Origin of the sequence: Hafnia sp. HMSC23F03 (assembly GCF_001816025.1) — a bacterium.
Classification (GTDB): Bacteria; Pseudomonadota; Gammaproteobacteria; order Enterobacterales; family Enterobacteriaceae; genus Hafnia; species Hafnia paralvei.
Genome location: NZ_KV824214.1, coordinates 299266 through 324237, shown reverse-complemented (window position 1 = coordinate 324237; position 24972 = coordinate 299266). Strand labels below are relative to the sequence as shown.

Below are 24972 nucleotides of genomic sequence, written 5' to 3'. Positions count from 1 at the left end.
TCCAAACTTCGGAAGCGGGATATTTATTGGTGCTGTTATTTCTCTGTTGATGACTATACGGCGAAAAAAAGAACAAAAAACAAAGCAGATTTACGTTTCATATTGAAACGCATGGTGGGGGGTGGTGTTTCGAAATGGAACACTAAAAAGGGTGAAAAGAGAGAAAGAGAGACCTATCGCACATTCCTATTTCAGGCTGTGTAAATCACGCGATGAATAGGCGGTTACGCTTTAAATTTAATCAGCTTTAACCTATGCTAACGGGTATCTGGAACACATAGGCACAATTTTTGTATACCCTTCTTATTTGACGCTGTTCCTGCGTTGGCGGCTAACGCTCCCCCGAATCGCTTATTGAGATAAGTTTGTCGGGATTTGCTCATTTGCTGCCTTGACGCCGTTCCAACTAATTTGGGTATGTATAAAGTAAGCAGGCCTGTGAAATAAGAGGAAATCCACGAATGAAACGGACCAAGAATATTAACCGCGCTGCTTTCCGCAAGAGCTGGCGTTTTGCGCCAGTAGCGATTGCGGTGAGCGCCGTGTTTATGCTGGCAGGCTGCGAGAAGACGGATGAGACGGTTTCTCTGTATCAAAACGCAGATGACTGCAGCAATGCGAACCCTTCCATGAGCGCGCAGTGCAAAGAGTCATATCAAAACGCACTGAAAGAAGCTGAAAAAACGGCACCGAAATACGCATCGCGTGAAGACTGTATTGCTGAGTTTGGCGAAGGCCAGTGTACTCAGGCACCCGCTCAGGCAGGTATGGCTCCTAGCACTAACGGAGAAACTCAGGCTCAGCCACAACAGAGCGGCAGCTTCTGGATGCCTCTGATGGCGGGTTATATGATGGGCCGCATGATGGGCGGCGGCGCTTATAACCAACAGCCGCTGTTTAGCTCTAAATCAGCAACCAGCCCGGCGAATGGCAAATTTGTGGATGCGACCGGTAAGAGCTATGGCCCTGCCACCGCAGGCGGACGTACCATGAACGTGCCAAAAACCGCGATGGCACCAAAGCCAGCCACGACTTCAACCGTTACCCGCGGTGGATTTGGTGAGAGCGTTGCCAAACAGAGCGCGATGCAGCGTAGTAGCGCCGCGACCAGCAGTAAATCTGGCACCCGCAGCATGGGTGGCTAAGCATGAAACGTGTACCTATTAGTGAGCGTCCGGACTGGCGCGAAAAAGCCACGGAGTATGGTTTCCAATTTCACACAATGTATGGTGAGCCCTACTGGTGTGAAGATGCGTTCTACCAGTTCAGCCTAGCGCAGGTGGAAGAGCTGGAAGAAACCACAGCGGAACTCCATCAGATGTGTTTGAAAGTGGTCGAGAAGGTGATCGCCAGCGATGAGCTGATGACTAAATTCCAGATCCCTAAACATGTTTGGGAGTTTGTGCGTAGCTCTTGGCGTACCCAGCAGCCTTCGCTTTATTCGCGTCTGGATTTGGCCTATGACGGTGTTAATCCGGCTAAGCTGCTGGAAAACAACGCTGACACGCCGACATCGTTATATGAATCGGCCTTCTTCCAATGGATTTGGCTGGAAGATCAGATTGCTGCCGGAAAACTGCCGCAGGACGCTGACCAGTTTAATAGTCTGCAAGAGAAACTGATCGAGCGTTTTGCCGAGCTGAAAGAGGCTCATGGTTTTGGCCTATTGCATATGGCTTGCTGTCAGGATACTGATGAAGATCGCGGCACGGTGCAATATTTGCAGGATTGTGCGCATGAAGCAGGCTTAGCGACCGAGTTTGTCTTTATTGAAGATATTGGCTTAGGTGAGCGTGGTCAGTTCACGGATACGCAGGATCAGGTGATTAGCAACCTGTTTAAACTGTACCCGTGGGAATTCATGATGCGCGAGATTTTCTCCACCAAGCTGGAAGACGCCGGTGTGCGTTGGTTAGAACCCGCGTGGAAGAGCATTATCTCCAACAAAGCGTTGTTGCCGATGCTGTGGGAAATGTTCCCTAATCATCCTAACCTGTTACCAGCCTATTTTGCCGATGGCAATCAGCCAGAGCTGGATCATTATGTGGTTAAGCCATTGTTCTCGCGTGAAGGTGCCAATATTCGCATCGTGGAGAATGGCCAGGAAGTGGCTAGCGTCGATGGCCCTTACGGTGAGGAAGGCATGATCATTCAGCAATTCCATCCGTTGCCCAAATTCGGTGACAGCTATGTGCTGATTGGTAGCTGGCTGGTCAACGATCAGCCTGCGGGAATGGGTATCCGTGAAGATCACAGCCTGATCACCCAAGATCTGTCGCGTTATTATCCGCACGTAATTGTAGATTAATGCTGAATTAGCGGTTGTCTCACGATGAAAAAACCCGCCATAAACGGCGGGTTTTTTTACATCTTTAAACGGTTACTTTTTCTTAGCGGCCGAAGGTTTTTTCCCCGGTGCCTTTTTCACCGTATCACTCGGTTTATCACCAGGCTCATCTGCACCTTCTTTCAATACCACCACCATGTATTTACCGGTGCTTCCATCGCGATGGACGCCGTGGATATCGGTTTCAAAGCCTGGGTAGTGTGCGCCAATTTCACACAGCATTTGCAGGAAACTCAGTACTGGGCGGCTCTCTTTCGTGAGCATTTCACCTGGCATAACCACCGGAACGCCCGGAGGATACGGTAGGATCATATTCGCACTGACTTTACCTAGCATGTCATCAAGCGCACAGGGTTCGATGTTGCCGCGTACTTCCTCTTGGAATGCGTCGTGCGGCGTCATCACCAGCTGCGGTAATACTTCAAAGGCTCGGTACATGAGATCGGGCAAATTATGATGTTTTACCAGAGCATGGATGCCCTGTGCTAACTCCTGAATCCGCATCTCTTTATAGAAATCGGGCGCCTCGTTATACAACGACGGAAGAACGTTCTTCACCCGAAGATTGAGATCGTATACGCGTTTGAAGTCGGTCAGTGCGCGCAGCAGGCTGAGTGCTTTGGTTTTGTCGATCCCGATGCTGAACAGGAACAGCAGGTTATATGGCCCCGTTTTTTCCACGATAATGCCGTGTTCGTCCAAGTATTTGGAAACGATCGATGCAGGGATCCCTTCATCCTCTAAGGTGCCGTTCGGGCTAAGCCCTGGAGTCAATAGGGTAACTTTGATGGGGTCAAGATACATATGATCGCTGTCGATATTCGGGAACCCGTGCCATTCATTGCGCGGATTCAGCGGCCAGCATGCGACTTCGTCGATATTGTCCGGCTGCCAAACATCAAAGAACCAACCGTCGGATTCGGCACGCAGGCGGCGGATCTCTTTACGGAAGCGAATTGCTCGCTCAATTGAGCCATTGATCAAACGTTTACCTGCATTGCCTCTCATCATGGCCGCTGCGGTTTCCGTTGATGCAACGATACCGTAATGCGGCGAAGTGGAGGTATGCATCATATAGGCTTCGTTAAACGTCTCTTCGTTAATTTCTCCCTTCACGTGGATCATTGAAGCTTGCGAGAACGCCGCTAGCAGTTTATGCGTGGACTGTGTTTCATAAATGATTTTGCCCGGAACACGTTCACCGCTCATCCCCGCTTTGCCTTGGTAAATCGGATGGAAGTTGGTATAGGGAACCCAAGCGGAGTCGAAGTGAATCGACTTAACATCCAGCGTTTTTTTAATGTACTCGGTATTGTAGAACAAGCCATCGTAAGTGGAGTTGGTTACCACAGCATGCACGGGCCATGTTGCGTTTGGCGTGTTTTTCACTTTTTCTTCAATGCTGGCACGGGTGAATTCACTTTGTGGAATACCGCCGAGAATGCCGTAGGCGTTACGCGTTGGGCGCAGATACACCGGAACCACGTTGCTCATCATCATCAGATGGGTCAATGATTTATGGCAGTTACGGTCAATCAGAATGGTGGCACCGGCGGGTGAGGAGTACATACCGACGATTTTATTGGCCGTTGAAGTGCCGTTGGTGACGATATAGCTGCGATCGGCATTAAACGTGCGTGCGATGTACTCTTCGGCATCACGATGTGGCCCACTGTGATCGAGCAGCGATCCCAGTTCAGATACAGAGATCGAAATATCTGAACGCATGGTATTTTCGCCAAAGAAATCGTAGAACAGACTGCCGACGGGGCTTTTATCGAAGGCGGTGCCGCCCATGTGTCCTGGGGTACAGAACGTGTATTTCTCTTCTTTAACGTATTTGAACAGCGCCTTAGTTAACGGCGGCAGAATGGTGTCGATATATTGATCAGTACTCTGGCGAATCTTGGTGGCAATATCCTGTGCGCTGCCTAGTGCATATTCAAAGAAGCGAACATTCAGCCGAAGATCGCTCATGTTGACGTCAAGCGTCGAGTAAGTGTTTGCAAATGCATAAATAGGGAGCAGCTTATTGAGCTCGCTGATTTCAGCGCTTAACTCAAGATTGTATTTATCCCAATCGAAAATAACGCCGCACAGGCGAGAGTTGTTTTCAATAAGCTTCAGAAGATCACTACGGTCTTTAGGGTAGGCAATACGGAAGCCTTCCTTTTCCAATTCTTGATGCAGCTCGCGCAGCGGTTCTTCCTTAAAATAAGCGCTTAAGTCGTTCATGATGGCAATGATATTCATGCAAAACTCTCCAGACTTCTGTGGGCTGGGTTATTAACACCGAAGGCCTTCTCGCCTTCGGTGTCATGTATTAGCGAATTTAAATCTTAGTTAGGATTGACCACCTGGGGTTGCGCTGGCTTCTTTATCACGGCCCATTTTACGTGAGTAGAACATCAGGATAATCAGGCTGATGATGAAGGTACCGGCGAGTTCGAACGAGTTGGCGCCCATTAGGGCGATAAAGCAGAACACGCAGCCCAGCACTGAAGCAATCAGGCTCAGGATGTTTTTCAGGTTTGCACCGTCAAAGCGAATCAGGTCGATACAGGAGTAGAAGTACGGCAGCATGGTCAGCAAGACGGCAATCCCCGTTAGCTCACCGAACAGGTCTGAGGCTTTACCGCCGCTGGCATTCATCACGGTGATCAGAATCATCAGCACCGTCATTTTTATGGCAGCTAAGAATAGCCCCTTGCGCGGAATACCATCTTTATCCATTTCGCCATACACTTTCGGGAAGTTCCCATCGTGGGCAGCACGAGCACCCGCTTGACCAACCAGCATCATCCATGAGCCCAGTGATGTTAAGCAGGCAAAGGCGGTAAATGCAGAAACAACCGGGCCCGCCCAGCTACCGACCATCGTCGAGGCGCTGACGGCAAACGGAGCGCCGGATGCTGCCATCTGAGAGGCAGGATACATACCGGCAATCACCTGTGTTGCGGCGATGTAGACGATACCGGCAAGGAATGTCCCCAACATGGTAGCAATAGGAACGTTACGTTTCGGGTTTTCCACCATGCCGGTACTCACCGCCGCAGACTCAACGCCGATAAAGGCCCACAGACACAGCAGAATACTTTTAATGACGGCGTGATAATCGGTACCGCCGGAGGTATTCCAGTTAGCTTGATAGGTCCCCATATCAAACCAGTACCAGCCCGCGATACCTGTACCGATAACGGGAATGAGCACGAGAATCAGCCCTATGGTGGTTAAACGGCTAACCCATGCGCCACCGAGCATATTGACGAAGGTAAAAATCCAGACAATTGCGATACAGGCGATACCTGCGGGTATCGGGTTGTTAAACATGGGGAAAAAGGTAGAAAGATACGATACGGCGGTAATACCGATTGCAAGGTTACCAATCCAGTTTGCATGGTAATAGAGTACCCCGGTTTGAAAACCGAAGGCCGGACCGATTTCACCAGCGTAGGCGATAGGACCACCTTCTTGAGGGTTTTTGGTTGCTAATCTGGCGTAGACATAAGCCAATGAAATTGCACCAATCAGTGCTACGATCCAACCAATAATAGCGATAGACCCTAAGCTTGCGAGGTTGGCGGGTAGCAATGCTATTCCGCTTCCCATCATATTACCGGCAACGACGCCGGTACAGGCAATGAGGCCAATTTTCTTTGCAGATGCCATAAACTGCCACTCCCATAATAATATTAAGCTCGACAAATAGACGTAATCTTATTGCGTCAATTGCTTAGCAATACACACCACGAAAATAAGTATAGGTAATAATCCATATTTTGCTTTAGTGACCATCATTTTTGACGTCGTCTTTTTATTCAAAAAATCAGCATTCTATATGTCATTACCATATGCATGATTTTGTTAAAAATAATATCAAGAGGTCATTGTGGAATTGTTTTATCATAATGATAAATATGAATTTAATTTTTTGCAGTGGTCTTTATGTAAGCTTTAATATAATTGTCATATTACATCGCTGACTGTGCATAAGGTGCATGATTGGTAGCCTTTCAGCTCGCTACTACCGCATTACATCCGTTGTTATAGCGCTGACATTTGTGTGACTTCTCAACATACGGTTAGCAAAATTTATCCATTTGCAGCGTTGATCGTCGAGGTTGTATCTCGGGTGAACACGTTTTGTGCTGTAATGTCGATGGTTCTAGGGGCGAACGTTTAGCGGCGTTAACAATAATGAATATATGAGATAAGCGATCGGCAAGAAATGAATAAATATGATTTATTCTAAATATAGAGATAGGTAGATGAGGCGGTTCTACTGCCGTAGATTTTCAGTAAGAATGAAAATAGAGAAGATAGTGTTTTTCTATACGATATGAATTACCCTTAATATATATCCAATGATTATTTGTAATGAAAAATGATGCTATTTATAGTTGTTTTTATTTTATTAAAGCATAATACTGCGGTAGGCGTGTTGGTCGATAGGCATAATTTCGACATATATTTACTTTAATAGAAAAGTAACATGGATGTATAGGTGGGATGAATGGCGAAGTTTTTAAGGAATTCTCTGGTAGGTATTCTTTCATTATCAGTTGTTGGGTGTGCAAATTTCAGCGGAGACGACTTTAAAACCTTAGGCGCTCTGGTTCTTATCGTTGGTGCTGTTGCTGCAATTGCAGTGAGTGACTCAGGTGATGATAGCAATTATGATAGTAGTGATAACCATGACCAACATAATTATCATCACGATGACAAACATCACCACCATGAACATTGATAATATTTATTATTACGCTGGCTTGCAGGTATATCGATGATGAAAACATCTGCAAATCAGTTGGCTATGCCTGTAATTTAACTGCGGTACATAGGAGAAGGAATGAAGAAGGATCTTGTTATTTTATTGTTGTTGGCTAGCGTGTCTTTGAAAGCGAGTGCGGTTCTTCCTTCTGATTTTTATCAGACAGAGGCAGGGAAGATATTTTCTGCATTATTAAAAAGTGACAGAAAAAATTTCGATAGCGGAAATAAAACTATTTTCAAATGGACTAAAGACATAGATGAAAATACGTTAATGAGCAATGCGTTATCTGGACGTAAATCTGTTGAAATATATTCAATATACAGTGTAATTAATAATCATCCTGATACTTTTTCATTTGAAAGTTTTAAACGAAAAAAAACAAGTAAGATGGATATGTTGAAAAATTTCTCGAATAAGTTCGCTGAAGATGTTTCCGTTATTTGCGACCGATATTTTAAAGATAGCAAAGCATTTTCAATGCCCAGCATATCTTCAACTGAGTGCGATGCCCGTGTTTCCAATCTACAACACAAAGTTGAAGAAGCGTCAAAAATGAAAAACACTCAACGTTAATAATGTCGTCGCAATAAATATATAATAGGTTAGCTTCACATCCTATTGGCTGGAATAGAAATTTAATGATAAAAGCGCTTCAAAGATACCCTTGGCGAATGTTCAGATATTCTTTAGTGTTTAATGTTTTTACTGATTTGCACGATGCTGAGTAAGCGCTGTTTTCCCCTACTTTATTGTCTCAAAACCATGGGGCTTGCGAGCGACTCCTTCTCTGATTATCCTAATACGCATGACACAACGCGCTCTTGTTTCCCGAAGACTTCCTATTGCTTTACAGCAGGCTGTCATGCAGTGCTTACGTAATGCGTTGGCTCGCGCAAATGCACAGCTAAAAACTCAATATCCTGAACCCAAAATCAGCTACCAACAGCGTGGTACCACTGCGGGGACCGCATGGCTGCAAGATTGGGAGATTCGCCTAAATCCAGTCTTATTACTAGAGAATGGTCAGGTGTTTATTGATGAAGTGGTGCCACATGAGTTGGCACATCTTTTAGTCTATAAACAGTTTGGTAAGGTTTCCCCTCATGGCCGCGAATGGCAGTGGATGATGGGGCATGTTTTGGGGATTGAACCGCGTCGTACCCATAAGTTCGGTGTGGATTCAGTGAGTGGTAAGACTTACCCTTACCGTTGTGCCTGCCAGCTGCATCAGCTGACCGTGCGTCGTCATAATAAAGTGATGCGCAAGGAATCAGAGTATCGCTGTCGACAATGTGGTCAGGTTTTGAGTTTCAGCCCCGGAGCGATTACTGAGCGTTAAAACTTTCCTAAAATGTGCAATAAACGTCCAAATCTTCATTTGTTAACAATTTAATCTCTTCAAAGTTTGCGTGACTAAGGCGGATTGTCTACCCTGCGGCCTTTCCGTTTTTATGTTGTTTTTGGAATATGCTTCGCAAATTTTATTACGCGCTGACGTTATCGACGCTTCTGGCTTACCCGTTTTCGGGGCAGGCACAAAAAATTAATAATTTCACTCAAGCAAAAGCGGCTGCGGTTAAGGTTAATCAAGACGCACCTGGCTCGTTTTACTGTGGCTGCAAGATTGAATGGCAGGGGAAAAAAGGTATTCCCGACCTTGAAAGTTGTGGCTATCAGCCACGTAAAAACCTGAATCGCGCCTCACGCATTGAATGGGAGCACGTTGTACCGGCATGGCAGTTTGGTCATCAAATGCAGTGTTGGCAGGGTGGGGGGCGAAAAAACTGCGCCAAAATTCCTCAGTACGTGAAAATTGAAACTGATTTACATAATTTACAGCCTGCCGTGGGAGAGGTTAACGGTGACCGCAACAACTTTATGTATAGTCAATGGCGCGGTGGAGAGGGGCAGTATGGGCAATGCTCGATGAAAGTTGATTTCAAAAACAAGCAGGCGGAGCCACCCGCCCGTGCTCGTGGTGCTATTGCGAGAACCTACTTTTATATGCGTGACCAGTACAATATTAGGTTGTCGAAACAGCAAACTCAGCTATTTAATGTATGGAATCGGCAATATCCAGTCACGAATTGGGAGTGTCTGCGTGACCAGCGGATTGCAAACATGCAGGGGAATCATAACCCTTATGTCCAGCAAGCCTGCGAGGATCTTAAAGGCTGAGTTTTAGCGGTTTGACGTGATGATTAGCATTGTCGCTACTCCAGCCTTTATAATCCCGAATATCTTTTTTAGCAGCGCTGCGTTGCGGCGCTTATCTCGTCATTCATAAGGATGAGCCATTTCATGCGTATCCCTCGTATTTATCACCCTGAACGCCTTGATGCGCCTTGCGAAATAGACCTGAGTGAGGAGGCTGCCAATCATGTGGGTCGAGTCTTACGCATGAGCGAAGGGCATGAGATTCAACTGTTTGACGGTAGCAATCAGGTTTTCGTGGCGCATATTGTTGCAGCCAGTAAAAAGAACGTGCGTGTGAGCGTGCAGGCAGGCGTGCTTGAAGATCGTGAGTCCCCGCTGCATCTGCATTTAGGGCAGGTGATTTCCCGCGGTGAGAAGATGGAGTTCACTATTCAAAAATCCATTGAATTGGGGGCTAGCGTTATTACTCCGCTGATTTCCGAGCGTTGTGGCGTTAAGTTAGACGCTGAACGTATGGCGAAAAAGTTGGGGCAGTGGCAGAAAATTGCCATTGCAGCGTGCGAGCAGTGTGGACGTAACGTGATCCCTGAAATTCGCCCGACGATGCTCTTGGAGCAGTGGTGCGCTGAACAGGATGATTCTTTGAAGCTGAATTTGCATCCACGCGCCAATGCGAGTATCAACACATTACCACTTCCTGTTGAACGCGTTCGTCTGCTGATAGGGCCAGAAGGTGGATTATCGGCCGATGAAATTGCTATGACCGCAGGTTACCAATTTACTGATATTCTGTTAGGACCTCGTGTATTACGCACTGAGACCACCGCGCTGACAGCCATAACCGCACTTCAGGTTCGCTTTGGCGATTTAGGCTAGGAGAAAAGAATGATTAAGCTTGGCATTGTGATGGACCCGATTTCTTCCATCAATATCAAAAAAGACACCAGCTTTGCGATGCTGTTAGAAGCACAGCGCCGTGGCTATGAGCTGCACTACATGGAAATGAACGATCTCTACATGTATGTCGGCGAAGGGCGCGCGCGTACTCAGTTGCTGAGCGTGAAGGAAGATAAAGCGGGCTGGTATGAGTTCCACGGCGAACAGGATATTGCTCTGTCCGATCTCGACGTCATCTTAATGCGTAAAGATCCACCGTTTGATACCGAGTTTATTTATGCCACTTATATCCTCGAGCGCGCTGAAGATAAAGGGACGCTCATCGTCAACAAGCCGCAGAGTTTGCGTGATTGCAACGAAAAGCTGTTTACCGCGTGGTTTGCTGATTTAACGCCGGACACACTGGTGACGCGTAAAGCAGAGCATATTCGTGAATTCTATGCCAAGCACGGAGACATCATTCTTAAGCCGTTAGACGGTATGGGTGGTGCATCTATTTTCCGTGTGAAAGCGGAAGATCCTAACCTGTCTGTCGTTATCGAAACACTCACGGAACATAGCAGCCGCTTCTGTATGGCGCAGAATTTCCTGCCAGCGATTAAAGATGGTGATAAACGTGTTCTGGTGGTTGACGGTGAGCCGGTTCCATACTGCTTGGCTCGTATTCCTAAGAGTGGGGAAACTCGTGGTAACTTGGCCGCGGGTGGCCGTGGTGAAGCACGTCCACTGACAGAAAGCGACTGGGCCATTGCTCGCAAAGTTGCCCCAGTGCTGAAAGAAAAAGGTCTGATCTTTGTTGGTTTAGATATCATTGGCGATCGCTTGACAGAGATTAACGTTACTAGCCCGACCTGCGCACGCGAGATTGAAGCTGCATTCCCTGATGTGTCTGTGACCGGCATGTTGATGGATGCGATTGAAGCTCGGATTGGTAAGAAATAGTTTTTTCCTCCTGTGAGTCTGCTCGCGATATGTTTGAGCGAGCAGACAGATAGGGGGCTTCTCCCGTGACATCCAGCCAAAAAATTCGCATACTGAAAATTCAGTCATCACATAAACAAATACAGCGAGTTGAAGCCATTACGATGAATTTAGCGCATCATTTTCTTATAGCAATGCCTTCTATGCAGGACAGCCGCTTCAAGCGCACCGTTCTCTATGTGTGTGAGCACAATAGCGAAGGCGCAATGGGTTTAGTCATTAACAAACCGTTGGAACAGCTCACTCTGGAAACACTATTGGAAAAGCTAAAAATCACGCCAGAGCCGAGAGATACAAAAATTCGTTTGGATAGGCCGGTGATGTACGGTGGTCCATTGGCCGAAGATCGCGGATTTGTATTGCATACTCCACAACCTGATTTTGGTTCCAGCGTAGCCATTTCCGCTGAGTGCATGATGACGACTTCACGCGATGTCTTAGAAACGCTTGGAACGAAAGATCAACCCAAGGATGTTCTGGTTACATTAGGATATTGCAGTTGGGATGCGGGCCAATTGGAGCAAGAGCTGTTAGATAATGCTTGGCTTACCGTTGAGGCTGACGCCAATCTGCTCTTTCATACACCAATCTCAGAACGCTGGGTTAACGCGGCTAAAAAGCTGGGCGTAGACATTCGCAATATGGCCACTTCAGCAGGACACGCTTGATGGGTAACAGAACAATTATCGCTTTTGATTTTGGAACGAAAAGTATTGGTGCAGCCATCGGGCAGGAAGTCACCGGTACCGCACGCCCATTGGCTTCGTTTAAAGCCAATGAAGGGTCGCCAGACTGGTCGAAAATAGAGAAAATGTTAAAAGAGTGGCAGCCGGATCTTGTTGTTGTCGGCCTACCGCTCAATATGGACGGCACTGAACAGCCTGTCACCGCTCAAGCACGTAAGTTTGCCAACCGGATTCATGGTCGTTTTGGGGTGCAAATCGCTCTGCACGATGAGCGCCTCAGTACCGTAGAAGCCCGCGCCCATCTTTTTGCCGGTGGAGGCTACCGCGCCTTAGACAAAGGCAGCGTAGATGCCGCTTCAGCGGTGATCATTTTGGAAAGCTGGTTTGAACAACAGGTTGCCTAAAACGGATGAATAAGAGTATCGGCAAGGCAGGATAATTAGTCTGTCTTGTCTGGGGTTATCTTCCTATTTTTATACAGTTTTCCCTCGTTTTCTAAGCGGGTAAGATGCTGCTCAAAGCTTTGCATACCTTGGCGCTGGCCGGTTTGCAGAATAGAGGCAATCTGGTGGGCTTTATCTTCGCGGATTAAATTGCTCACCGCTGACGTGTTCAGCAGCAGCTCAAAAGCGGCGACCCTGCCACCACCCTGTTTGGGCAAAAGCTGCTGTGCTAAAACGGCTCGCAGGCTTCCCGCAATTTGTGTGCGTACAAAGTTTTTTTCTTCGGCAGGAAAAACATCAATTAGCCGTTCTACCGCCTGTGCTGCACCTCGAGTGTGTAGCGTCGCCAATACCAGATGCCCCGTTTCAGCCGCTGTGAGAGCCAGACGGATGGATTCTGCGTCACGTAGCTCACCGAGCAAAATGACGTCGGGATCCTCTCGCAGTGCTGCACGTAGTGCGTGGTGAAAGTTAATCACGTGACTGCCGATTTCGCGCTGTTGGATAAGTGATTTGGACGGCGTGTGAATAAACTCCAGCGGATCTTCGAGCGTAATAATATGCCATGGCTGGTGATGATTAATTTCATTGAGCATGGCTGCTAGCGTGGTTGATTTCCCGCTGCCGGTTGCACCACAAACCAGTATCAACCCTGAGCCTTGTGTAAGCTGCTCCTGAAGAACCTCCGGCGTAGCGAGAGACGCTAACGTAGGGACTGTGCTGGGAATGAGTCGCAGCGCCAGCGAAGGACCGTGTAATTGTTGGAAAGCATTGACTCTGAGCCGAGTGCCCCCATTTAGATTTAAGGCGAAATCAACCTGATGCTGTTGTTGCCATACAACGTCAGCTTCAGAGGAGAGATTCATCGTAAGCCACGACTCGATTTCGCGAGAGGTTATTGCCTCAGTTTCTAGTGTTTGTAATGCGCCGTCGATACGCAAAACGGGCGGATATCCGGTGCAAAGATGCAGATCTGATGCGTTTTGCTTTACACTACGGGCCAATAAATCACAAAAATCCATTTAACCTCCTGAGCCAAAAATTATGAACAGCAATATCCAACAAAATTTAGAGGCCGTCAGGAGCCGTATCAGCGCTGCGGCTCAGGATTGCGGCAGGTCTCCAGAAGAAGTTACTTTGCTTGCAGTCAGTAAAACCAAGCCTGTGAGCGACATCGAAGAAACAATCGCGGCGGGACAGCGTGCTTTTGGTGAGAATTACGTGCAGGAAGGCGTTAGCAAGATCCAGTATTTTGCTCAGACTCCGTATGCAGACGAGCTGGAATGGCACTTTATCGGCCCACTTCAGTCGAATAAAAGCCGTTTGGTCGCGGAGCATTTTGATTGGATTCATACCGTCGATCGTGTGAAAATCGCTCAACGTCTGAGCGAACAGCGCCCTGCAGATAAAGCTGCGCTCAACGTGCTTATCCAAATTAATATCAGCGATGAGAGCAGCAAATCGGGCATTGAACTGGAGGCGTTAGATACACTTGCGGCTCAGGTTGCCGAAATGCCGAATCTGCGTCTGCGTGGCTTGATGGCGATCCCCGCACCGGAAGAAGATCCCGTGAAACAGAAAGCGGTGTTTGATCGGATGGAACAGGCATTTTTAGCGCTTAAGAAGCAGTACCCGCATATTGATACGCTGTCGATGGGGATGACTCACGATATGGCGGCGGCGATTACCGCCGGTAGCACGATGGTGCGCATCGGGACGGCAATTTTTGGCGCACGTGATTACGGCACAAATTCATAATAATTATCAGTTAATGTACTGATTTTTTTCTTTACCTTACCATTTAACGGATAAAGGGCTTTTCATGCTGACACTGACTTTCTTGGTCAAAACCGTCATTGACCTCTACGTCATGATTTTATTGTTGCGTATCTGGATGCAATGGGCACGCACCGACTTCTACAATCCGCTGTCACAGTTTATCGTGAAAGTTACGCAGCCGATTGTTGGGCCGCTACGCCGAGTGATTCCGTCCTTGGGGCCGATTGATTCGTCTTCGCTGCTGGTGGCGTTCTTGCTCATGACCATCAAGTATCCGCTGCTATTACTGATCCAAAGCGGGGAAATTTCGCTAAGCCCATATAACCTTCTATTTGGCCTGATCTCAGTAATTAAATCAGCAGGGTATCTGGTGTTCTGGGTCATTATCATTCGTTCGATCATGAGCTGGATCAGCCAAGGCCGTAGTCCAATGGACTATGTGCTGTTACAACTGACTGAGCCTTTGATGGCGCCTGTGCGCCGTATTATTCCTGCGATGGGCGGTTTAGATTTCTCTGCCATGGTGGTGATTTTAGTTCTGTACATGCTGAACTATCTGGGTATGGATCTGTTAGGGCAGCTCTGGTTCCTGCTGTGATCGCGATGAGTACAGATGCTGTAAAGTTTGAGAAAGATGCGCTGGTTTTGCGGCTGTATATTCAACCTAAAGCCAGCCGTGACCAAATTGTTGGGCTACATGGTGATGAGCTAAAAGTCGCTATCACCGCACCACCGGTAGATGGGCAGGCAAATGCGCATTTGCAAAAGTTTATCGCCAAACAGTTTCGGGTTGCGAAAAGTCAGGTGGTGATTGAAAAGGGGGAACTGGGGCGCCATAAGCAAGTGCGCATCAGTCAGCCTCAACAAATCCCAGAGGTAGTCTCAGCGCTACGCTCTCAGTAACCATCTCCTACCGGCAGGCTTTGGCCTGCCGGTGCTATATATAGGATTTATCATGCAAAAAATTGTATTAGCAACTGGAAACGCGGGCAAAGTACGCGAGCTCGCAAGCTTGCTGGCTGATTTCGGTTTAGACGTTGTGGCACAGACCGAGCTGGGCGTGGATTCTGCTGAAGAAACGGGGCTGACCTTTATTGAGAATGCGATTCTGAAAGCGCGTCACGCTGCACAAATCACCGGACTCCCTGCGATTGCTGATGACTCTGGACTCGCTGTTGATGTGCTGGGTGGGGCTCCGGGGATCTATTCTGCGCGTTATGCGGGGGAAGAGGCTAGCGACCGTCAAAATCTCGAGAAACTGCTGGATGCGCTGAAAGATGTGCCTGCAGATCAACGCCAAGCCAAGTTCCACTGTGTGCTGGTTTACTTACGCCATGCAGAAGATCCAACGCCGCTGGTGTGTCATGGGAGCTGGGCGGGTGAAATCAGCTTCGCGCCATCTGGCGACGGCGGTTTTGGTTACGATCCTATTTTCCATGTGCCTGAACTGGGCTGTTCTGCTGCGCAGCTGACTAAAGAGCAGAAAATTGCGATTTCGCATCGTGGGCAGGCATTGAAGCTGCTGCTGGAAGCCATGCGTAATGCTTAAGCTTCCCCCGCTCAGTCTCTATATTCACATCCCGTGGTGTGTGCAGAAATGCCCATACTGCGATTTCAATTCTCATGCTCAAAAAGGAGATATCCCGTCTACGGAATATGTCGACCATCTGTTGGCCGATTTAGACGCTGACGTGGCATTCACTTCTGGGCGTGAAATTGGCACCATCTTTATTGGTGGTGGGACTCCGAGTTTGTTGAGCGCAGAGGGTATGCAGCGCTTAATGGATGGCGTGCGTGCGCGTTTACCTTTGGCATCAAATGCCGAGGTGACCATGGAGGCGAATCCGGGAACGGTTGAGGCCGATCGCTTCAGCGCCTACCAGAGAGCCGGCATCAATCGTATATCCATCGGTGTACAAAGCTTTAGCGCGGAGAAGTTAACACGACTGGGGCGCATACACGGGCCAGAAGAGGCTAAGCGAGCGGCACATCTGGCGCAAGGATTAGGGCTACGCAGTTTTAATCTTGACCTGATGCATGGTTTACCCGATCAGTCGCTGGATGAAGCGCTGGATGATTTACGACAGGCTATTGAGCTTAATCCTCCACACCTATCATGGTATCAACTGACAATTGAGCCAAATACGCTGTTTGGTTCGCGTCCTCCAAAATTGCCAGATGACGACGCGCTGTGGGATATTTTTCAGCGAGGCGACGAACTGCTGCGTGCCGCAGGGTATCAGCAGTATGAAACGTCGGCCTATGCCAAACCAGGTTACCAGTGCCATCACAATCTGAATTATTGGCGCTTTGGCGACTATCTTGGTATCGGCTGTGGCGCTCATGGCAAGATTACGTTTGAGGATGGCCGTATTCTGCGTACCGCGAAAACGCGTCATCCGCGTGGATATATGCAGGGGCGCTATCTAGATAAGCAGCATGAAGTGGTCAATGACGATCGTCCGTTCGAATTCTTTATGAACCGCTTTAGACTGCTTGAACCCACGCCGCGTGCGGAGTTCCAGTTGTATACCGGACTTGATGAAGCGGTTATTCGTGCTCAGCTCGACGAAGCGCTGGCGCAGAATTACATCGTAGAAACCGATGAATATTGGCAAATCACCGAGCACGGCAAGCTGTTTTTAAACTCGCTGCTGGAGCTGTTTTTGTAGAGCAGATTGCCGCGGTATCGATGCTGTGAGTTCCCCCATCGAGCCCTTATCGGGATCGGATGGGGGATATCAGAATCAACGCTGACGTAAGCCTAAATCAATCGGTGTTTTGCTTGGCTCACCGCCGATTTCTCGCGTAAGTTTTGGCACCATATAGCCAGAAACCTTTGTCATCAACTCTCGCATAATCACGCGTGCCTCATCGTCAGACACCATGAAGTGTGCTGCGCCCTGAACTCTATCGAGCACATGCAGGTAATAAGGCATAATTCCCGCGTCAAACAGCGCGTTGCTAAGCGCTGCGAGCGTATCCGCATTATCATTCACACCGCGCAGTAGTACACCCTGATTAAGCAACGTAACACCCGCATGTTTTAGCCTTGTCATGGCATCGCACAATTCGCGATCGATTTCGTTGGCGTGATTAATGTGCGTGACGAGTAGGATCTGAAGATGTGACTGCGAGAAGCGTTTTGTGAGTGTTTCGGTGATGCGTGCAGGGATGACGACTGGCAAACGACTATGGATACGTAAGCGTTTGATGTGGGGAATCGTTTCGATTTCGTCGAGTAACCAAGATAGCTCGTGGTCTTTTGCCATCAAGGGATCGCCACCGGAAAAAATTATTTCATCCAGCTCTGGCTGTTGGCGAATATAATCTAGCGCCTGCCGCCAGTTAGCCTTATTGCCCTGATTATCTTGATATGGAAAGTGACGGCGGAAGCAATAACGGCAGTTAACCGCACAGCCGCCTTTGACCAATAGCAGGGCTCGGTTAATATACTTGTGCAGCAGTCCCGGCACGGCAATGGCATCATCTTGCTCCTCCAGTGGGTCGGTCGAATAGCCTGGCGTTGTAATAAATTCGCTGGCGGAAGTCATGACCTGAAGTAGGAGAGGATCGTTGGGGTCGCCCTTTTTCATGCGTCGCGCAAAGGCGTAAGGAACGCGCAGGGCGAAAAGACGCCGCGCATCGTGGCCTTTTTGCCATTCAGGGCTGTCGGAAAGTGCTAAATATTCAAGCAATTCTGCCGGTTCAGTAATAACATCGGCAAGTTGTTGCAGCCAATCTTCTCTAGACTGCGTATTTTGAGTTACAATATGTGCCATTTTTTTGGCTAAGCTACCAGTTATAAATAATTCAGAGGGCCTTTATGGCGACTTATTCTAGCAACGATTTCCGTCCCGGTCTTAAAATCATGTTCGAAGGCGAGCCTTATGCTGTAGAAAGCAGTGAGTTCGTTAAACCAGGTAAAGGCCAAGCCTTTGCTCGCGTGAAAATGCGTCGCCTGCTGACCGGCACCCGTGTTGAAAAAACCTTTAAATCTACTGACTCCGCAGAAGGCGCGGACGTTGTCGATCTGAACCTGACTTACCTGTACAACGACGGTGAGTTCTATCATTTCATGAACAACGAAACCTTCGAGCAGCTGGCTGCCGATGAGAAAGCGATTGGCGATAATGCTAAATGGCTTCTGGATCAGGCTGAGTGCATCGTTACTCTGTGGAATGGCCGTCCAATTCAGGTTACTCCTCCAAACTTCGTAGAGCTGGAAATCGTTGATACCGATCCAGGTCTGAAAGGCGATACCGCGGGTACCGGCGGTAAGCCTGCAACCCTGAGCACTGGCGCAGTGGTTAAAGTTCCATTGTTCGTACAGATCGGCGAAGTGATCAAAGTTGACACCCGCTCTGGCGAATACGTTTCTCGCGTTAAGTAATTGCGAAAACGGCTAATTTGCTTTAAAAAACCGCGTATGACGCGGTTTTTTTTTGCCTGAAAGGCTCGTTTGGGGAACGGTAATAAGCATGATGAAGAAAATAGTTATGTTGGCTTTGATGGTGGGGGCGTTCACAGCGCTCAGCGGCTGCAATACCGCGCGTGGTTTTGGTGAAGATGTACAACATCTTGGTGGCGCGATTTCTCGTGTAGCCAGCTAATCAATTAAGATAAATGATGAATTTTTCTCCCGTGCTGAATTTCTTGTCTATGCTTAAAAGGCATTATTTTTTAAATCGCAGATAAGGAAAATAGCAATGATTAAGAAAAGCATCGCATTAGCATGTTCTCTGTTAGTTCTTGCCGCTCTGGCTGGCTGTAATACCACTCGTGGTGCCGGTGAAGACGTTGAAGCGGGTGGTCAGGCAATTCAGCGCGCTGCGCAATAGTTCTCTTTGCCATTCCGATAAGGGCGTTGTCGTGCTGTCTGCGCCCTGATCCTATCAGTCTTAACTTTTAGGCAAAAACATCGTATCCTAAGCCCGCTTTACCATTCCAAAAACTACGCAGGACGACCTGTGTACGTATCATAATTCGGGGACGACCCCATCGTTGTGGATAAATCGCATGTCTTGGATCATTCTGATGGTCGCTGGTCTCTTAGAAGTTGTCTGGGCCATTGGCCTAAAATATACCCATGGTTTTTCTCGTCTAACGCCCAGCATTATTACTATCGCTGCAATGATAGTGAGTATGCTGTTATTAGCGCATGCGATGAAAACGCTGCCAGCAGGTACAGCCTATGCTGTGTGGACCGGTATTGGCGCCGTGGGCGCGGCCATTATGGGCATTGTATTGCTGGGGGAATCAGCCAGTCTGCCACGCATCCTCAGCCTATGCCTGATCGTGATTGGTATTCTTGGTCTGAAGTTTAGCAGCCACTAATCAGCAACTGTGATGGTCATAGCTCGCCTCTAGCGAGGCGAGTTCATATCGATAGGTGATTGATTTACCCAAATCAGATCCTGTGTTTTGAATCCATATTTCTGTGCCGTTGCTAATAACCGTTGCTTCACCGCATCATCTAGCGTTGGCGTGCGTGAAAGGATCCACAGGTAGTTTTTATTGGGGCCACAAATCAACGCATAGCGATACTGTTTATCAAGTTCAATGACGTTATAGCCGCCGTAGAATGGGCCGAAGAAGGAAACCTTAAGCGAGGCAATGTTTGGCGTTTGAGTGAAATAAGCTTTACCCACGCTTTCTTTCCACTGTTTTTTCTCAACGTTGTATCCGCGATTAACCACTTTTACTCCGCCATCGCTACGCATGCTGTAGTGCGCTGTGACGTGGTCTAATCCTTTCTCGAAAGGATGGTTTAAGCGGGCAATTTCGTACCAATTGCCTAGATATTCTGGCAGTTGAAAATCGCTGATAACAGTGACGTCAGACGGGGGTTTTGTGCTACAGCCTACGGAAAGCAGGGCAGTGACAATGGCTGCAAAGCGTGACCAACGGGACATAAACGCTCCTTTTCAAATGGATACCGTTTAAGTGTAGACCCGATAGAGGCAATCTCACCAATAAAAAAGCCTCCTATAAGGAGGCTTTCATACTACGTCGTAGCGGCGACTTACAGCGTGAATACGCCGATCAACGCAACAACGCTCAGGATCGCTGCCAAGCCGTAGAATACCCATTTACCAGCAGGTACATGGATCTTCAGGTCATGCATCATGTGATGCAAACGGTGTAAGCCACACCACAGCGGCAGAATGATCATCAGCAGCCAGAAAATACGGCCGATGAATGTCTGACTGAAGCTCAGTGCGCGTTCGAAGGTCAGCGCGTCTGGGAACCAGCCCAGAGGCAGCATGATGCCCACAATCAGGATGACTACAGGCGCAACGATTGCACCCCACATACCGCCTGCACCAAATAGCCCCCAGAAAACCGGCTCGTCAGAACGTTTGTATACTTTATTATTCACAATGTTCTCCTTTACGGTTATAGCAGGGTAACGGCCAAAATGACCACGGTTGCGATGATGGTCACTACCCACAGGGCTTTGATCACCGGACCAGGGCCCATTTTCGTGTCACCAACCACGATATTGGCCGCTTTTGGAGCAAGTTCAAACCAGGTTTTGGTATGAAGTGCTGCCAGTAGCAGAGAGATGATGTTCAGGATCAGCACCAGTGGATTCTGCAAGAAGGCCACAAAGCTTTCCCAACCAGCAGCGCCGTCTTTCATGGAGAAAATCCCATAAATCAGTACGATGCTGAACCATACGTTGCCGAGAGCCGAGCTCTCACGCAGCATATAGAACTTGTAGAAACCCAGCTTCTGCCACCAGTTTGCCTGCATTCCGCGCACATAAGGTTTGCGTTTAGTTGACGTCGTCATTGATTCATCCTCCCTTATTGCGGTTTCAGCATCGCGATCATGAAGTCTTTCGCACTTTCAACTTTACCCTGCTGGATAGCAGCGGCTGGGTCGACGTGTTTCGGACAAACTTCTGAGCAGTAACCGACGAATGTACATGTCCAAACACCGTTATCGGAGTTCAGAACAGGCATACGCTCTTTCTGCCCGTGATCGCGGGTGTCCAGATTGTAACGGTGTGCCAGAGTGATAGCGGCTGGGCCGATGAACTCAGGATTCAGACCAAACTGTGGGCAGGCTGCATAGCACAGACCACAGTTAATGCAGCCGGAGAACTGATGGTATTTTTCCATCTGAGCCGGAGTCTGCAGGTTGGTGCCGTCTTCTGGTTTGCGGTTGTTGCCGATGATGTAAGGCTTAATCGCCTCTAAGCTTTCGATAAAGTGGGTCATATCGACCACTAAATCACGCTCGATCGGGAAGTTGCCCAACGCTTCAACGCGCATACCGGTTGGGTAGTCACGCAGGAAGGTTTTACAAGCCAGCTTAGGCACACGGTCAACCATCATGCCGCAAGAGCCACAGATTGCCATACGGCAAGACCAGCGGTAAGACAGGTCGGCAGCCAGATTATCTTTGATGTAGCCTAACGCATCCAGCAGGGAAGTCGTTTCGTCATACGGGACGTCATACGTCACGAAATGCGGTTCGGCATCCTGTTCTGGGTTATAGCGCATGACTTCCATTTTCAAGATTTTCATCTCAGCCATTCGCTTGCTCCTTATTCTTTGCATCCTGAGCGTCTGCTTCAGCACCGTAAACACGTTTTGCTGGTTGCAGCTTGGTAATTTTCACATCGCTGTATTCAATACGTGGGGCAAGGCCGTCAGCGCTTTTGAAGGTCAGGGTGTGTTTCAGGAAGTTAACGTCATCACGCTCGGTGCAACCTTCATCCAGACGCTGGTGTGCGCCACGAGATTCTTTACGGTTAATCGCCGAGTGAGCCATACATTCAGCAACGTTCAGGCCGTGACCCAGTTCGATGGTGTACAGCAGATCGGTGTTAAAGACGCTAGAGTTATCAGTGATTTTGACGCGTTTGAAACGTTCTTTCAGTTCGGCCAATTTATCAACGGTTTTCTGCATCAGCTCAGTGGTACGGTAGATACCACAGCCTTCTTCCATTGACATGCCCATCTCGTCACGGATTTTCGCCCAGCTTTCAGTACCTTCCTGATTAGCCAGCGCGTGTAGGCGTGCTTCAACGTCTTTAGCCTGTGCATCGAGCGCACTGCCGTTAGCCGGAGTGGCTTCCTGCGAACGCTGAACTGCGTGTTCGCCCGCAACGCGGCCAAATACCACCAGCTCTGCCAGAGAGTTAGAGCCCAAACGGTTTGCACCGTGCAGACCAACAGAAGAACATTCACCTACGGCGAACAGACCCTGAATACGCGTTTCGCAGTTTTGGTTGGTTTCGATACCACCCATGGTGTAGTGAGCGGTAGGGCGCACTGGGATTGGCTCTTTAACCGGGTCAACGCCAACGTAAGCTTTCGACAGCTCACAGATGAACGGCAGACGCTCCAACAGTTTTTTCTCACCCAGATGACGCAGATCCAGATAAACAACGTCGCCGCGCGGAGTAGAAATTGTGCGGCCTGCACGCCATTCGTGCCAGAAGGCTTGCGAAACTTTGTCGCGTGGACCCAGTTCCATGTATTTATTTTTTGGTTCGCCCAGTGGCGTCTCAGGACCCATTCCGTAGTCTTGCAGATAGCGGTAGCCATCTTTGTTGACCAGAATACCACCTTCACCACGGCAGCCTTCGGTCATCAGGATACCTGAGCCTGGCAAGCCAGTTGGGTGGTACTGAACAAATTCCATATCACGCAAAGGAACTCCGTGATCCAACGCCATGCCCATACCGTCGCCGGTAACGATGCCGCCGTTCGTGTTATAGCGATAGACACGGCCAGCGCCGCCAGTTGCCATAACGACCGCGTTGGCGCGGATCTGAACCAATGTACCTTCCATCATATTCATCGCGACTAGGCCGCGCGCTTTGCCTTCGTCGACCAGAATGTCAAGAACGAAGTGCTCATCAAAGCGTTGAATCTGTGGATATTTTAAAGAGGTTTGGAAAAGAGTGTGCAGCATATGGAAGCCGGTTTTATCCGCGGCGAACCAAGTACGCTCAATCTTCATGCCGCCGAAGCGACGCACGTTGACGGAGCCGTCGGGTTTACGGCTCCAAGGGCAACCCCATTGCTCAAGCTGAGCCATTTCGCGAGGGCAATTATGGACGAAATGATCGACCACATCCTGTTCGCAAAGCCAGTCACCACCGGCAACGGTATCGTTGAAGTGGTAATCAAAAGAGTCGTGAGCCTGAGTAACGGCTGCTGATCCACCTTCTGCGGCCACGGTGTGGCTACGCATTGGGTATACTTTAGAGATAAGCGCGATCTTCAGTTGAGGGTTGGCTTCCGCTGCTGCAATTGCTGCACGTAAACCAGCACCCCCTGCCCCGACGATGGCAAGGTCTGCGTTAAAGGTTTGCACTGCATTCCTCCGGGTGATCAATTGTCAATATCAATTAAAATGAATAACCATTCCAAATGTCGTAATACAGAGAGGTTTAGCAGAGTTTCTGACATTTGTTCTCTTTAATACGCACAGGGAATGGCTAAGATTTATAAATTCGAGTGATGAAAGTATACCTAATACGAAGTAGTGGAAACTTGATGTGATCGATTGTTTTGCTGTTTTTCCCTACTGACTGTAGTACAAAAACGTGATCTCAGCGCTATTTTTCCCTGAGTCAGTGGTTTTTATGTATTTTATGTTCTTTTTATCCAATAAAGAGCAGTTAATAGTTTGGCATTGAAGTTATTAGCTCACTAACCGAGCTCGATTTGTTTGCCTGCGGCGATACGAGTAGACTGCACATCCTGTTTTATAGCGGAGTAATTATCATGAGCGAAACGGCAAGCTGGCAGCCTAGTGCTCCAATCGCCAATTTGTTGAAGCGCGCGACAATAATGTCCACCATCCGTCGATTCTTTTCAGACCGCGGTGTTTTGGAAGTTGATACGCCAGCGATGAGCCAAGCAACGGTAACGGATATTCATCTTGTTCCATTCCAAACTCATTTTGTGGGGCCTGGGGCGGCACAGGGTATGACGCTGTACATGATGACGAGCCCGGAATATCACATGAAGCGCCTGCTGGCTGCCGGCAGTGGCCCTATTTATCAGTTGGGAAAAAGCTTCCGCAATGAAGAGTCTGGCCGTCACCATAATCCAGAGTTCAGCATGCTGGAGTGGTATCGCCCACACTACGATATGTACCGTTTGATGAATGAAGTGGACGATCTTCTACAACAGGTATTGGAATGCGATAGCGCAGAAACGCTTTCCTACCAGCAGGCATTTATTCGTCATCTGGATGTGGATCCGTTGTCCGCCGACAAAATCCAACTGCGTGAAGTGGCAGCGAAGCTCGATCTGAGTAATGTAGCCGATCAGGAAGAAGATCGTGATACGTTGCTGCAACTGCTATTCACCTTCGGCGTGGAACCGAATATTGGCCGTGATAAGCCAACGTTTGTTTATCATTTTCCAGCGTCTCAGGCCTCTTTAGCGCAAATCAGCACTGAAGATCATCGTGTCGCCGAGCGCTTTGAGGTGTACTACAAGGGCATTGAGCTGGCCAATGGTTTCCATGAGCTCACCGATGCTCGCGAACAGCGTATGCGTTTTGAGCAAGAAAACCGTAAGCGTGCCGCACTGGGCTTGCCACAGCATCCTCTGGATGAAAATCTGCTGGCTGCGTTGGAGCATGGTTTACCCGATTGTTCTGGTGTCGCGTTAGGCGTAGATCGTTTGATTATGCTGGCGCTGAAGGCCGAGCGATTGAGTGAGGTGATAGCGTTTCCGGTGGATAGGGCGTAGCCGTCCGACGAGAGGTTGCAGTTCACAGCGTGCAACCTCTAGACTTTCGCGCTTTTTACCGTGTCGATTGACCTGCTGGCAGCTCTAAAATGCACTTTTCAACACAAAAAAGTTTTCTCTACCTTTTTAATTGATTAAGTCTTACAAAGCAGAGTCGCAGGTAGGGAGATGGCATCTT

The 24972-nt window shown here is 48.5% G+C and carries 29 protein-coding genes; 20 read left to right on the top strand and 9 right to left on the bottom strand.

From position 1 onward, the window contains the following. Nucleotides 1-461: 461 nt before the first annotated feature. Both HMPREF3091_RS07235 and HMPREF3091_RS07230 read left to right on the top strand, forming a co-directional pair. Nucleotides 462-1145 (top strand): DUF1190 family protein, encoded by a 684-nt coding sequence (locus tag HMPREF3091_RS07235; protein WP_004093532.1) that lies wholly within the window; start codon nt 462-464, stop codon nt 1143-1145. Between the two features lie 2 nt (nt 1146-1147). Beyond that, nucleotides 1148-2308 (top strand): glutathionylspermidine synthase family protein, encoded by a 1161-nt coding sequence (locus HMPREF3091_RS07230; protein ID WP_070715010.1) that lies wholly within the window; start codon nt 1148-1150, stop codon nt 2306-2308. A 72-nt stretch (nt 2309-2380) separates the two neighbouring features. Here HMPREF3091_RS07230 and cadA read toward each other — a convergent pair whose 3' ends face one another. Together cadA and cadB are read right to left on the bottom strand one after the other, a co-directional pair. Next, on the bottom strand, nt 2381-4600 hold the full coding sequence (cadA, locus tag HMPREF3091_RS07225; protein ID WP_004093536.1) for a lysine decarboxylase: 2220 nt from the start codon (nt 4598-4600) through the stop codon (nt 2381-2383). A gap of 90 nt (nt 4601-4690) precedes the next feature. Continuing rightward, complete coding sequence (gene cadB / locus HMPREF3091_RS07220; RefSeq protein WP_070715008.1) at nt 4691-6016, bottom strand: cadaverine/lysine antiporter; 1326 nt, start codon at nt 6014-6016, stop codon at nt 4691-4693. 844 nt (nt 6017-6860) lie between these two features. On the opposite strand from cadB, the gene HMPREF3091_RS07215 reads away from it, so the two are divergent. The 8 genes from HMPREF3091_RS07215 to ruvX all read left to right on the top strand — a co-directional run bounded on the left by HMPREF3091_RS07215 (nt 6861) and on the right by ruvX (nt 12246). After that, complete coding sequence (locus HMPREF3091_RS07215) at nt 6861-7094, top strand: hypothetical protein (RefSeq protein ID WP_004093538.1); 234 nt, start codon at nt 6861-6863, stop codon at nt 7092-7094. Nucleotides 7095-7196: 102 nt separating this feature from the next. Continuing rightward, a complete protein-coding gene (locus HMPREF3091_RS07210; RefSeq protein ID WP_070715007.1) occupies nt 7197-7694 on the top strand; it encodes a hypothetical protein in 498 nt (165 codons plus the stop codon). Between the two features lie 232 nt (nt 7695-7926). Further along, complete coding sequence (locus HMPREF3091_RS07205; RefSeq protein ID WP_070715005.1) at nt 7927-8460, top strand: SprT family zinc-dependent metalloprotease; 534 nt, start codon at nt 7927-7929, stop codon at nt 8458-8460. A gap of 128 nt (nt 8461-8588) precedes the next feature. Continuing rightward, complete coding sequence (gene endA, locus HMPREF3091_RS07200; protein WP_070715003.1) at nt 8589-9299, top strand: deoxyribonuclease I; 711 nt, start codon at nt 8589-8591, stop codon at nt 9297-9299. 123 nt (nt 9300-9422) lie between these two features. Beyond that, nucleotides 9423-10154, top strand: coding sequence for a 16S rRNA (uracil(1498)-N(3))-methyltransferase (gene rsmE / locus HMPREF3091_RS07195; protein ID WP_070715001.1), 732 nt, complete (start codon nt 9423-9425; stop codon nt 10152-10154). A gap of 9 nt (nt 10155-10163) precedes the next feature. Further along, complete coding sequence (gshB, locus tag HMPREF3091_RS07190) at nt 10164-11117, top strand: glutathione synthase (protein ID WP_070714999.1); 954 nt, start codon at nt 10164-10166, stop codon at nt 11115-11117. A 143-nt stretch (nt 11118-11260) separates the two neighbouring features. Further along, nucleotides 11261-11824, top strand: a complete 564-nt coding sequence (locus HMPREF3091_RS07185) for a YqgE/AlgH family protein (RefSeq protein WP_070715259.1) — start codon at nt 11261-11263, stop codon at nt 11822-11824. Further along, on the top strand, nt 11824-12246 hold the full coding sequence (gene ruvX / locus HMPREF3091_RS07180) for a Holliday junction resolvase RuvX (protein ID WP_004093553.1): 423 nt from the start codon (nt 11824-11826) through the stop codon (nt 12244-12246). The genes HMPREF3091_RS07185 and ruvX overlap by 1 nt, the downstream gene beginning before the upstream one ends. 35 nt (nt 12247-12281) lie before the next feature. Here ruvX and HMPREF3091_RS07175 read toward each other — a convergent pair whose 3' ends face one another. Continuing rightward, nucleotides 12282-13307 (bottom strand): type IV pilus twitching motility protein PilT, encoded by a 1026-nt coding sequence (locus HMPREF3091_RS07175; RefSeq protein ID WP_070714997.1) that lies wholly within the window; start codon nt 13305-13307, stop codon nt 12282-12284. Between the two features lie 22 nt (nt 13308-13329). Between HMPREF3091_RS07175 and HMPREF3091_RS07170 the strand changes: the two genes are divergently transcribed. The 5 genes from HMPREF3091_RS07170 (at nt 13330) to hemW (ending at nt 16736) form a co-directional block, all read left to right on the top strand. Then, on the top strand, nt 13330-14043 hold the full coding sequence (locus tag HMPREF3091_RS07170) for a YggS family pyridoxal phosphate-dependent enzyme (protein WP_070714995.1): 714 nt from the start codon (nt 13330-13332) through the stop codon (nt 14041-14043). A 64-nt stretch (nt 14044-14107) separates the two neighbouring features. Then, on the top strand, nt 14108-14662 hold the full coding sequence (locus tag HMPREF3091_RS07165; protein ID WP_004093560.1) for a YggT family protein: 555 nt from the start codon (nt 14108-14110) through the stop codon (nt 14660-14662). Between the two features lie 5 nt (nt 14663-14667). Continuing rightward, a complete protein-coding gene (yggU, locus tag HMPREF3091_RS07160; RefSeq protein ID WP_035503591.1) occupies nt 14668-14967 on the top strand; it encodes a DUF167 family protein YggU in 300 nt (99 codons plus the stop codon). Between the two features lie 52 nt (nt 14968-15019). Continuing rightward, on the top strand, nt 15020-15613 hold the full coding sequence (locus HMPREF3091_RS07155; RefSeq protein ID WP_070714993.1) for an XTP/dITP diphosphatase: 594 nt from the start codon (nt 15020-15022) through the stop codon (nt 15611-15613). Next, nucleotides 15606-16736, top strand: a complete 1131-nt coding sequence (hemW, locus tag HMPREF3091_RS07150) for a radical SAM family heme chaperone HemW (RefSeq protein ID WP_070714991.1) — start codon at nt 15606-15608, stop codon at nt 16734-16736. The genes HMPREF3091_RS07155 and hemW overlap by 8 nt, the downstream gene beginning before the upstream one ends. 75 nt (nt 16737-16811) lie before the next feature. Here the strand turns inward: hemW and epmB are convergent, their stop codons facing one another. Then, nucleotides 16812-17846, bottom strand: a complete 1035-nt coding sequence (gene epmB, locus HMPREF3091_RS07145) for an EF-P beta-lysylation protein EpmB (RefSeq protein WP_070714990.1) — start codon at nt 17844-17846, stop codon at nt 16812-16814. Between the two features lie 44 nt (nt 17847-17890). Between epmB and efp the strand changes: the two genes are divergently transcribed. The 4 genes from efp (at nt 17891) to sugE (ending at nt 19401) form a co-directional block, all read left to right on the top strand. Further along, nucleotides 17891-18457, top strand: coding sequence for an elongation factor P (gene efp / locus HMPREF3091_RS07140; protein ID WP_004093570.1), 567 nt, complete (start codon nt 17891-17893; stop codon nt 18455-18457). An 88-nt stretch (nt 18458-18545) separates the two neighbouring features. Next, complete coding sequence (locus HMPREF3091_RS07135; RefSeq protein ID WP_004093572.1) at nt 18546-18677, top strand: entericidin A/B family lipoprotein; 132 nt, start codon at nt 18546-18548, stop codon at nt 18675-18677. A 96-nt stretch (nt 18678-18773) separates the two neighbouring features. Then, a complete protein-coding gene (locus HMPREF3091_RS07130) occupies nt 18774-18905 on the top strand; it encodes an entericidin A/B family lipoprotein (RefSeq protein ID WP_004093575.1) in 132 nt (43 codons plus the stop codon). 178 nt (nt 18906-19083) lie between these two features. Beyond that, nucleotides 19084-19401, top strand: a complete 318-nt coding sequence (gene sugE, locus HMPREF3091_RS07125; RefSeq protein ID WP_004093577.1) for a quaternary ammonium compound efflux SMR transporter SugE — start codon at nt 19084-19086, stop codon at nt 19399-19401. Between the two features lie 29 nt (nt 19402-19430). On the opposite strand, the gene blc is transcribed toward sugE, so the two are convergent. From blc to frdA, 5 genes are all read right to left on the bottom strand, one after another. Beyond that, on the bottom strand, nt 19431-19979 hold the full coding sequence (blc, locus tag HMPREF3091_RS07120) for an outer membrane lipoprotein Blc (protein ID WP_070714988.1): 549 nt from the start codon (nt 19977-19979) through the stop codon (nt 19431-19433). 110 nt (nt 19980-20089) lie between these two features. Continuing rightward, nucleotides 20090-20446: a fumarate reductase subunit FrdD gene (gene frdD / locus HMPREF3091_RS07115; protein ID WP_004093581.1), complete on the bottom strand. Its 357-nt coding sequence runs from the start codon at nt 20444-20446 to the stop codon at nt 20090-20092. Between the two features lie 17 nt (nt 20447-20463). Continuing rightward, entirely contained in the window at nt 20464-20862 is a 399-nt protein-coding gene (gene frdC / locus HMPREF3091_RS07110; RefSeq protein WP_040046331.1) for a fumarate reductase subunit FrdC, read from the bottom strand. 14 nt (nt 20863-20876) lie between these two features. Further along, nucleotides 20877-21611: a succinate dehydrogenase/fumarate reductase iron-sulfur subunit gene (locus HMPREF3091_RS07105; RefSeq protein ID WP_004093586.1), complete on the bottom strand. Its 735-nt coding sequence runs from the start codon at nt 21609-21611 to the stop codon at nt 20877-20879. After that, a complete protein-coding gene (frdA, locus tag HMPREF3091_RS07100) occupies nt 21604-23403 on the bottom strand; it encodes a fumarate reductase (quinol) flavoprotein subunit (protein WP_004093588.1) in 1800 nt (599 codons plus the stop codon). Before frdA ends, HMPREF3091_RS07105 begins: the two co-directional genes overlap by 8 nt. Before the next feature lie 413 nt (nt 23404-23816). On the opposite strand from frdA, the gene epmA reads away from it, so the two are divergent. After that, nucleotides 23817-24794, top strand: a complete 978-nt coding sequence (gene epmA, locus HMPREF3091_RS07095; protein ID WP_004093590.1) for an elongation factor P--(R)-beta-lysine ligase — start codon at nt 23817-23819, stop codon at nt 24792-24794. Nucleotides 24795-24972 lie beyond the last annotated feature (178 nt).